Below are 10,034 nucleotides of genomic sequence, written 5' to 3'. Positions count from 1 at the left end.
TCTTTTAGGCTTGCGTTTTCTGACCATCAGTCCAGCTTCGTGATACACGCGATACGTGCGCTTTGGGTTGAGTTGCCACCCCTCGCGACGTAGCAGCACATGTAGTCGGCGGTAACCATAGCGGCGCATCTGCGTCGCTAGCTCAGTCAGTCGGTCCTTGAGCGCAGTATCACTGACACGCTTGGCCTGGTAGCGGTACAGTGACCGGGAAATACCGATGAGCCCACAAGCACGGGTAACGCCCAAAGGGTGTGCTGTTATTAGGTGCGTTACCGCTTCTCGCTTGGCTTGTGGGCTTACCATTTTCGGCTGACAACATCTTTCAGGGCAGCATTGTCGAGCATGAATTCGGCTAATAAACGCTTTAGCTTGGCGTTCTCAGTTTCCAGCATCTTGAGCCTTTGGGCATCTGAGACGGTCATGCCCCCGAACTTGGCTTTCCAGTTGTAGTACGTCGCATCGCTGATGCCATGTTTACGGCATAGCTCTGCAATCTTTGCGCCTGTCTCGGCTTCTTTCAGGATGCCGATAATTTGTTCTTCCGTGAATCGCTTCTTCATGTTGCCTCCGTTGAGGCAAACTCTAATTCAATTCGGGACTAATCTCGGGGAGCAGGTCACAGTATCCCTGGCCTCTTTAACGTGAAAACTTTGGGGGGAATTCTCATGGCGTCTTTATCTGAACGAGAATTACCGTTACTACGCCAGCGTCTACAGTCTCGCCCACCTGATTGTGAAACAAGCTACCGAGTGTTTTCTCTGACCACGCCAAAGCCTGTTGCCAAAGTAGCAGCCCCTGGATGTGCATGAATGGTGAGCAGCCACGGTCACATGATCTTGTCTGATTCGCCACTGCCATGTAGCAGTTTTGATGCTAGCGTCTTAACTAAGCTCTCTTCACTTGAGGACAAATCGCGCTGTCGACTGCTTTCCGCCTGATGAGATAACGGCAGCGACTATCGTGCCTCCACTCAGTTTGAAGGCCCCTGTTGCCTCCAGTCTGTCTCGGTTGGGCTTGAGGTCGACTTCTTGCTTTTCAGTGCCAGTAAGCAAGGTTAATCTAGCCGAGGCCTTCGATAGATCGACTACTCTGCCGTGATCACGTACGTATAGACGCAGAGTCGTGGGTGAGGCAACCAATTCATAGTCAATATCCTTTACAGTCGTTAGAACGCCACCATGCATAGGCTTGTGAGTACCATCGCTGGATCCAGCCCAGGCGAGCCCGTTCAAGAATAGTGACGAGGCAATTAAGAAAGCATGAAGTTTCATGAGTTATCCTTTTGAGGTAATAGTACAGGTTGTGGGTAATCTATCAGAACGCTTCGGCGTCTTTGTCTTGCAAGAGTGCTTCGGCAGGTTTGCGTCCGAAGAGCCAAAACATAGCCGGTGTCAAAAAGGTGTCGAGCAGTGTTGAGCTGATCAGACCCGAAAAAATTACGACAGCAACAGGATGCAAAATCTCCGTGCCCGGACGCTCGGCCTCGAAGAGTAAGGGGGCCAAGGCAAAGGCGGTGACTAACGCGGTCATCAATACCGGACTCAAACGTTCCATTGAACCGCGCAAAATCATTTGTGTATTGAAGGACTCTCCCTCAATACGCATAAGGTTGATGTAGTGGCTAACCTTCAAAATGCCGTTGCGCACCGAAATGCCTGCCAAAGTGATGAAGCCGATCAACGCCGCCACTGAAAGGGGTTGACCTGACAGCCACAGCCCCACCACGGCACCTACCAATGCAAGGGGAATGTTCACCATAATCAAAGCCGACAGGACGGTGGACTTGTAGCGGCTGTGGAGCACCAAAAACATCAACACCATAGAAATCACAGATAGCACGGCGATCAGGCGTGATGCTTCCTCTTGCGCCTGGAATTGTCCGCCGAGGGTGATGAAGTAACCTTCTGGCAGCCGTGATTCCCCAATGATCTTGCGGATGTCTGCAATGACTTCCGAAAGCGGACGGCTAGAAACATTGGCAGAAATCACAATGCGCCGCTTACCATTGTCCCTGCTGATTTGGTTTGGTCCATCGGCATCTTCAATCGTTGCGATCTTAGATAAAGGCACTCTGCCTGTGGGCGTTTCAATGAGTAACTGGTCCAGGCCCCTTAGTGAGCGGGCCGCTTCGGGTAAACGCACAACCAGCGCGAAACGACGACTTCCTTCCATGATCTGGGTAACAAGTTGGCCTTCGATCAGGGTCTGCAGTGTGGTCAGTACTTGTGCGCCAGACACTCCGTATTGTGCAGCTGCCGTGTAGTCCACCCGCACTTTGATCTGTGGCGCAAGGACTTGCTTTTCTATTTGCAGATCGGCGATGCCTTCGATACCTGCTAGGCGCGACCGCAGTGCATCGGCCTGCCCTCGAAGTACGTCAAGGTCCTCACCGAAAATCTTGATAGCGATTTGTGATCGTACGCCCGAGAGCATGTGGTCGATTCGATGAGATATTGGTTGTCCCACCTCTATGGAAGCTGGGAGATTAGCCAGCCGTGAACGGATATCGGTACGAACCTCATCCATCGAACGAGTCAATTCGCCCGAGGGCTTGATCCCAACATCAAGTTCGCTCACATGAACACCTTCGGCGTGCTCATCAAGTTCAGCCCGCCCGCTGCGCCTGCCGACGTAAACTACTTCAGGCACTTGTTTGATCAGCACTTCTGCCTGGCGCGCCAGGGCAGACGATTCTGTCAATGTGACCCCTGGGTTCAGCCGCATGCCTACGAGTAACGTGCCTTCATTGAAGGGGGGCAAAAAAGTGGTTGGGAAGAGCGGGACAGTAGCTGCTGCTAACAGCACCGCAGCCGCCGCACTCGCGATGACTATGCGTGGCTTGTCCAACACCGCCTGCAAACCCCTTTTGTAGCGGTGCTTGATCCAAGCCAACACCTTGGTATCTCCATGATCTAGATTTTTCATCCCTGGTAATAGGTAGTAGCTCAGCACCGGAGTCACTGTCATTGATACGAGCAAAGAGGCTAATGTCGAGATGATGAAAGCTATACCCAGTGGCACGAACAACTTTCCTTCAATACCTGGTAATACAAACAGCGGCAAAAAGACCAGTACGATGATCACCGTCGCATAGAGGATGGCCGAGCGCACCTCCATAGACGCTTTGGCCACGAGAGAACGAAGCGGCATATGCTGGCTTGGATCTTTGGTACGGTCTTCCTTGAGACGGCGCAGAACATTTTCCACATCCACCACCGCGTCATCCACCAGGCCACCAATGGCAATCGCAAGTCCACCCAGCGTCATCGTGTTGATCGATAACCCGAAGTACTTGAATACTAGCGCCGTGATGAAGATCGATACTGGGATGGCTGTGAGCGCGATTATGGTGGGTCGCACCGTACCCAAGAAGAAGAAAAGTATGACCGCGACAAAAATCGATGCGCCAATGAGCTTGCCTTGAAGTGTCGATATCGAGGCCTCGATGAAGCTGGCTTGCCGAAAAGTCACGCGTGGGGTCTCCATACCAGTGGGTAGCGAGGCCTTGAGATCCGAGATGGCTTCCTCAATCGACTTGGTCAAACTGGGGGTGTCGGCCGTTGGCTGCTTTTGTACGCCTAAAATCACGGCCGGCTTACCCTCAAAGCCTGCATCCCCACGCTTGATGGCCGCGGCAAAGGTGACCTCAGCTATCTGACGCAGCAAGATGGGTTGACCATTCTTAGCGGCAATGCCCAGATTGCGCAAATCGTCCAAGTTGGAAGTGCGACCGAGGTTTCGGATCAGATATTCGCGCCCATTTAGCTCCAGAAAGCCGCCAGAGGTGTTGGCTGAAAAGCCGAGCAAGGCCGACTCCAACTGGTCCAAGGAGATGCCTAGGTCCGACATGCGCGCTGTATTGGGCTGAACCTGGAACTGGCGGACTTCGCCGCCAATGGGGATGATCTGTGCGACGCCCGAAATGGACAGAAGTCGAGGACGAAGAACCCAATCTGCGTACTCACGAACCGCCATAGGGGAGATTTTTTGCGGATCAACCGGAATAGCGATCTGCATGATCTCGCCCATGATGGAACTGATCGGCCCCATGCGGGGCTGCATCCCGGCAGGCAGTCTCCCTTCCATCGCAGACAGCCGCTCAGATACCAGTTGGCGCGCCCGAAAAATCTCCGTATCCCAATTGAAGGTCACATACAGAAAGGACAGACCAGCAGATGAAGTCGAGCGGATCGATTCCACGCCTGGCAATCCGTTCATGGCTGTTTCTAGCGGGAAGGTGATCAACTGTTCGACCTCCTCGGCTGCCATGCCCCCTGCCTCGGTCATGATTGTGACCGTGGGCTTGTTCAGATCTGGGAAGACGTCTACCGGCGTTCGCGTCAAGGTGAAGGCCCCGTAGGCCATCAACACGGCGCCAGCAATGAGCACCAACAGTCGGTTGGACAGGCTGTTTTCGAGAAGCCACTTAAACATAATTTAGCTCCCTACCGGACTTGGTTGATAAGGGTGGCCCCTTGGGTTGCCACACGATCGCCAGACTTCAAACCCGTAGTCACTGTAACTTGTACGCCATCCAAGGGTTCGAAGGTCACGGTACGGGGTTCAAACTTCTCAGGCGCAGTCTTGACCCAGACGATGTTCTGGTTGGCAGTATTCTTCATCAGTGCCGCTTGAGGAATTGGAATACCCTGTCGCTTTTGCTTGGACTGAACAATCACCTTGACTGGCTGCCCAACGGCTAAGCCCAGCAGTTCCGAACTCTGGATCTGGAAGTTTAAAGGAAGCGCCTGCTCGCGCAAACTGCGCGCAGCACCAATGAAGTTCAAAGGTACCTGTTGATCATTGATCGCTAGTGTGGCTCCACCTACGTTTTTCGCAATTGCGCTATCAAAAGCCAGGGCTTCGATTCGAAGTCGCTTGGGGTCGACGATTTCAAAGATCAATTCACGTGCGTCAACCACTTGACCTGCCACCACCTGAGCGGAAGCAATCACACCAGAAACCGGAGCTAACAGCGCCTCCTTGTTGGTCAAGCCGGCGCTGACAGCAGCCAAACGATCCGTCAGACTGACCAATTCGCTCTCTGCAGTTTCAATCTCCTTGCGGGGTACGGTATCAGCTAACTCACGTAAGCGAGCTAAGCGCTTTTCGGTAAGCGCTTTAGCAGCACGAATTTCAGCCAGCTGGGCCGATTGGCTGGCTTTCTCTAGAGGTGCGGCTGCTGAGACCACATAGCCTAGCACATCGCCTTTTCTCACCGCTTGGCCGGCGTTGGGCAAGCCTTTGGGGCCCGGCTGGATCCGTCCAGCGTTAATGGGTTGGACCTTTCCGCCTGCATTGGGATCCATCATCACCCGACCATTGAGCTCAATGGAGCGCGGCAAGTCAGCACTCTTTACCACCAGAGTCCGGACATTGAGCTGGCGTTGGGCCGGCTTGGGCAAAAAGACGCTGCCATCTGCCATGCGCTGCGGACCATGGGTGTTGGTCACGGCAGATGTTGCGCCGTGATCATGACCTTCACCTGCATGAGAGGGCACTACCGCGCCCACAAGGCTCGTAGCGGTGACGAAAGCAATCCAGTGGAGCTTTTTCTCAATGTTATTGGGTTTCATGTGAATGGTTCCTTAAGTACGACGAGTTTTTTGGCGCAAGTGACCGATCGCGCCCAGCGCTATCAGAGCAAGCAAGCTAAGGCCAATCCACACAGCGATGTCTTTCCAGGAAAAGCGGATAGTTTGTTCGTTTTTGTCCGAGTGCAAATCGAGTTCAGTAGCAAGCAGATCGACCAAGTTACTGGTCTTGATGGTTGCAGTGATTGCCATGACGCTAGGTTTGAGCATGTCCTTGAGGATGACCTCATATTCACCGTCAGAATGCTTTTCCGCCTTGTATTTGTAGCCTGCCATATCAATTTCGATTTCGGCATCATTGACCGGGCTGTTGTCTTTAAAGCGATCTAAATAGAGTGTGACAAGCGTTCCGTTGACAATGCCGACCAGTTCGAGGTCTTCGGAGGCAGCAGCGAAACGCGGTGGCGCTGATCCAGTGGTTTGCGCTGGCGTTTCGCTATGGTCGTGTCCAGGCCCAGCAATCGCCAATGGGCTGGGCAGATTAACTGTCATTGCCAATAGAGCGGTAGCTATAGCGCGAATGAGCTTCATGGGATTCCTTTCTTATTTGTATAGTGTCAACGTCATTGGGGCAGCAAACCCAATGATTGACGCCACGCTGAAATGGCGGCGGCCAGATCAATTCGGCTTCGAGCCTCTTGCCGTCCTGCTTCGACAGCCTCAACTTCGATACGTAAGCGCGTCGGTAGATCGGTCTCGCCTAGTCTGAACGACTTGTCAAAAAAACCGCGGGACTCCCTGGCCAGCCTAGCCCGTCGCTCGGCCGCGTTAAGCTGGGTGCGCGCTGCCTCCACACGAGCAGCAGCGCCACGTTGATCGGCTTGAATTCGATCTCTCTCGAGGATCAGTTGTGACTGCAACTCAATGGTTTCAGCCTGCGCTGTCGCTATTCGGGCGTCATATCGGGGGCCTGAACCAAACGGTATTCGAATGCCGATGAATACCGTCTGGCCATACCGCTCTCCAAAGCCGCCACGGTCTCGCGTCGTGGCGACAGTGAGTTCGGGGTTTGACCGTTTCTGGGTGCTGATCAAATTGGCTGTGCGTTCGGCAACTGCGATGCGGTCTTCCAGCGCTGCCAGCAGTGGATGATGGGCTGGCTGGGATGGAACTGGTAACGGCTCACCGACCACACTACTGGTCGATTCAGACGGGCCGACACCGCCTGTTAGTGCAGCAAGTTGGGTAAATGCGATGGCAGTTGCAGCTTGAGCTTGAGCTGAAAGTGCTTCTGCCGCTGCCACGGCCCCTTCGGCTTGATGTTGATCCGAGCGAGCCAAGTCACCTGCTTGCACCCGCCTGGCAACGTCTGCGGCCAGCCGTCGAGCGTTGGACAACTGCTCGCGCGCCAGTTCGGCATCGACGCGAGTCCGCTGCCAAGCCCACCAAGCGTCCCTGACGGAAGACGCAAGCCGCAGTTGGGAGGCGATAAGTCGGCGTTCGACAAATGAGATCTCAGCCTGTGCCAACTTTGCACTTGCCCTACGTTGCCCTGGAAGCCAGAGCGGAACCGCGATACCTACTTCGGCTTCGCGAACACCGTTATTGCCGGTTATTTCGTCAGATCGCTGGTTGATCTCCAGCGATGGTGCCTCAGGAGACAGTAGGTCGGCAGCTTTGGCCTGTGCTTGCGCGGCTTCCCTGCGCGATTGAAGTGCGCGCGCTTCCGGCTGCCTTTGCCAGGCCGTCTCGAAAACTTGCTTTAACAATGTCGCGTCGGTCGGCTCCGCAGCGGAAGTACCCTGTGCCTGAGCGCTTAAGACCCAACAATTCAAGGCAACGATCGACAGCACGGATCGAAGGGATACCGTCCTTTTTTTACTCAAAAACATGGTTCATCTCCAATGCAGAAAAATATCTAAGGAGATCAGCGAACAGCGATGCAGCGGTCGCGAGCTTCAGCGCTCAACGCCTAAAGCATCGCGTGCGATAGCGCACAGGGGATTCGAATAGAGTACGAAGAAACCCGAGGCTCGCCGATCAGGCAAGCCGGAGCCACTGAGGCCGTTCAGGTCGCTCTGTATGCGCCCGAGAGAGGTTAACGTTGTAGTCGATTTGATAGTGCTGGCCGATCGCAATCCTAGGCGAGCTATGGTTACCGGTCAGGGCTGTCGCGCAACCCATGTGACAAGTTCCGCAATCGTGATGGACCCCAGTCGATGGCGACGCATCTTTGCCAGACTCATGATGGTCGGTTGCCTGATGGGCATGGCTGTGATGCCCCGGGTGGTTGGTGGCCACACCGCTTTCATGCTGGCAATAGCTAGCCATTGCTGCCCAGCTAAATTGGACGGGCAACAGAATTAGCAGAAAGATTATCGAGTACCGTTTCATAGCCCGCGAATCATAGTGAATTTAGAATTGTGAGTCAACTGGCCGAGTCGCTCTACTCTGGAGTCCCTAAGGTCATTGGGAAAGGCCGACAGTTGTCAGAAGCCATCATGATCTGGTTCACCCTCGCCGCACTCACAACCATCAACGTCACCCAAGCCCACTAGCACCTCATTTTTAACAAACAAGTGCTCGTCCGTTACACCGAAGCCAGCGTCTACAGTCTCGCCCACCTGAGTGTCGAACAAGCCGCCCGCTGCCCTGACCACGCCAAAGCCTGCCGGCATGGCTAGACCCTGCAACATTCTTACCGTGCCTGCGCAGCCCTAGCGACATACGGTAGACTTATGCCATCAACCATTTCACGAACTTGAGCCCCTGCCGATGACTGCTGCCACCGATTTATCTCCAGCCCTTGCGGCCCAAGCGCAAGCCTTACAGTTGAACTATGCCCCTATCGATGACCTGCATCAGGCTTTTTTTGAGCATTTGGCAGCTTTTGAGGGCTTGCCCGAGGGCGTTTCCTGGCTCGCCCCCCTGCAGGCATTGCGAACCCATCTGGCCGAACACTTTGAGGCCGAGAATGAGATGATGACCCAATTTGGGCCAGAGGCATTTGGTTGTCATAAAACTGAACACACCAATGTATTGAAGGTGGTGGATGAGGTGTTACGCCGCGTGGCAATGGGCGAGTGGCAAATTGGCAAAAATCTGGTTCAGGAATTGCCGGTCTGGTTTGAGCACCATGTGCAAACGATGGATAACGTGCTGGCGCACAGTATGAAAGAATCGATTAACCAAGAGGATTGTCGTGGCGCGTCGTGCGCGGCCTAAGCGCTTTCAGCCACCCTCGCCTGCGCGAGCCACAGGCTACCGCGCCCGCCCGGCCCCGCCATTAGGCTATAGCCCTTATCACCCCCCCACATCACTGGCCCGCCATGCCAGTTGGGTTTGCGCCTTATTGATTGCTTTTGTCTCCTGGTATCCCCTCAGTGGTTGGCGCGATCTGGGGTTATCTCCCCTGGCCTTTATTTTTGCGCCGTTGCCCACTTACCGCACGTTGTTTGATCTGGCGGCCAATGTCGTTGCTTACTTACCGCTAGGGTTGTGTTTGGTGCTGGCCTTGTCGCCGCGCTGGCGCGGCGGGGTTGCTTGCCTGATCGCCACATTCATGGGCTTTGCTTGGTCTGGTCTGATGGAAATCGGCCAAGTGTATTTACCCGCACGTGTTCCTTCCAACTTAGACACGCTGTTGAACACCCTCGGCACCTTGCTCGGTGCTGCCTTTGGCGTGAGTCGTTTCAACCAGTTACTGGGGCTGGCGGCTCTCGCCCGCTGGCGGGCGCGCTGGTTGCAGCCCGAAGCGCACTTTGCGCTGATTTTGCTTGGCTTGTGGTTGCTCAGTCAGTGGCGGCCACAACCTTATCTCTTCGCGGTGGGCGATTGGGCCCAATATCTCTTACCCTGGCTACAAAGCTGGTGGCCCGAGCCTTTGCCGTGGCTCAATTGGTCTTGGTGGCTTAAATTTTTCCCCGATAGTCAGCTCGCTTCAGGGAGCGCCCAGAGCGTGAGCCGTGCCTTGAGCAGTGAAGCTTTTGTGGCAATTGAAACGCTTTTGGTCACGGCGAATTTACTGGTGCCGGGGTGCTTGTTACTCGCCAGCTTGCACACCACGGCACCCCAGCGTCGCTTGCTGTTGGCGAGTGGGGCTGCCGTGTTGCTCAGCAAGGCCTTGGTGCATCGAATTTTGTTAGGTGTCAGTGCCACTTGGAGCTGGCTAACCCCTGGTGCTTGGGCAGGCATGGCCTTAGCTGGCTTGCTATTGCTAAGCACAATCAATCTACAGCTAAGCCGCCGTCACTTACTGCAATTGGCCTTGCTGGCGCTCTTTGGCAGCTTTTTTCTGGTTAATCTGGCCCCAGAAAATCTCTATGCAGAGGCTCAGTTGGAAAGTTGGTCGCCTGGGCCGTGGTTTAATTGGCACGGCTTGGTGTTGTGGTTAGATGCGGGGTGGCCTGTCTTGACTTTGTTGTACTTGATCAAACATCTCGATCGGCCATCTGCGACAAACCGCTGAGCATATCCCTTTTTGTTAATGACTACACTGCT

General features: G+C 54.5%; 8 protein-coding genes and 1 pseudogene. 2 read left to right on the top strand and 7 right to left on the bottom strand.

All coding sequences use genetic code 11. The annotated features are described in order from the left end of the window. From DU000_RS13020 to DU000_RS11120, 7 genes and pseudogenes are all read right to left on the bottom strand, one after another. Nucleotides 1–560 (bottom strand): annotated as a pseudogene (locus tag DU000_RS13020) (transposase); the annotation flags it as partial. A gap of 754 nt (nucleotides 561–1,314) precedes the next feature. Beyond that, nucleotides 1,315–4,434: an efflux RND transporter permease subunit gene (locus tag DU000_RS11145; protein WP_114403483.1), complete on the bottom strand. Its 3,120-nt coding sequence runs from the start codon at nucleotides 4,432–4,434 to the stop codon at nucleotides 1,315–1,317. 11 nt (nucleotides 4,435–4,445) lie between these two features. Then, nucleotides 4,446–5,576, bottom strand: coding sequence for an efflux RND transporter periplasmic adaptor subunit (locus tag DU000_RS11140; protein WP_114403482.1), 1,131 nt, complete (start codon nucleotides 5,574–5,576; stop codon nucleotides 4,446–4,448). 12 nt (nucleotides 5,577–5,588) lie between these two features. After that, entirely contained in the window at nucleotides 5,589–6,125 is a 537-nt protein-coding gene (locus tag DU000_RS11135; protein WP_240001879.1) for a hypothetical protein, read from the bottom strand. Between the two features lie 32 nt (nucleotides 6,126–6,157). After that, nucleotides 6,158–7,426: a TolC family protein gene (locus DU000_RS11130; protein WP_114403481.1), complete on the bottom strand. Its 1,269-nt coding sequence runs from the start codon at nucleotides 7,424–7,426 to the stop codon at nucleotides 6,158–6,160. Nucleotides 7,427–7,574: 148 nt separating this feature from the next. Then, complete coding sequence (gene czcI / locus DU000_RS13120) at nucleotides 7,575–7,928, bottom strand: cation efflux protein, CzcI family (RefSeq protein WP_114403480.1); 354 nt, start codon at nucleotides 7,926–7,928, stop codon at nucleotides 7,575–7,577. Nucleotides 7,929–8,023: 95 nt separating this feature from the next. Then, the gene (locus tag DU000_RS11120) at nucleotides 8,024–8,212 is read right to left on the bottom strand and encodes a hypothetical protein (RefSeq protein ID WP_147267011.1); all 189 of its coding nucleotides are present in this window, start codon (nucleotides 8,210–8,212) and stop codon (nucleotides 8,024–8,026) included. 97 nt (nucleotides 8,213–8,309) lie between these two features. Between DU000_RS11120 and DU000_RS11115 the strand changes: the two genes are divergently transcribed. Together DU000_RS11115 and DU000_RS11110 are read left to right on the top strand one after the other, a co-directional pair. Then, on the top strand, nucleotides 8,310–8,759 hold the full coding sequence (locus tag DU000_RS11115) for a hemerythrin domain-containing protein (RefSeq protein ID WP_114403478.1): 450 nt from the start codon (nucleotides 8,310–8,312) through the stop codon (nucleotides 8,757–8,759). Beyond that, nucleotides 8,737–10,002 carry a VanZ family protein gene (locus tag DU000_RS11110; protein ID WP_158529699.1) on the top strand — a complete coding sequence of 422 codons (1,266 nt, stop codon included), beginning with the start codon at nucleotides 8,737–8,739 and terminating at the stop codon, nucleotides 10,000–10,002. The genes DU000_RS11115 and DU000_RS11110 overlap by 23 nt, the downstream gene beginning before the upstream one ends. The last annotated feature ends 32 nt before the right edge of the window (nucleotides 10,003–10,034 follow it).

This window comes from Parvibium lacunae, from assembly GCF_003335215.1.
Taxonomy (GTDB): domain Bacteria; phylum Pseudomonadota; class Gammaproteobacteria; order Burkholderiales; family Burkholderiaceae_D; genus Parvibium; species Parvibium lacunae.
Note: the sequence above shows the minus strand (reverse complement) of the source record. Positions and strands in the feature narration are given on the sequence as shown.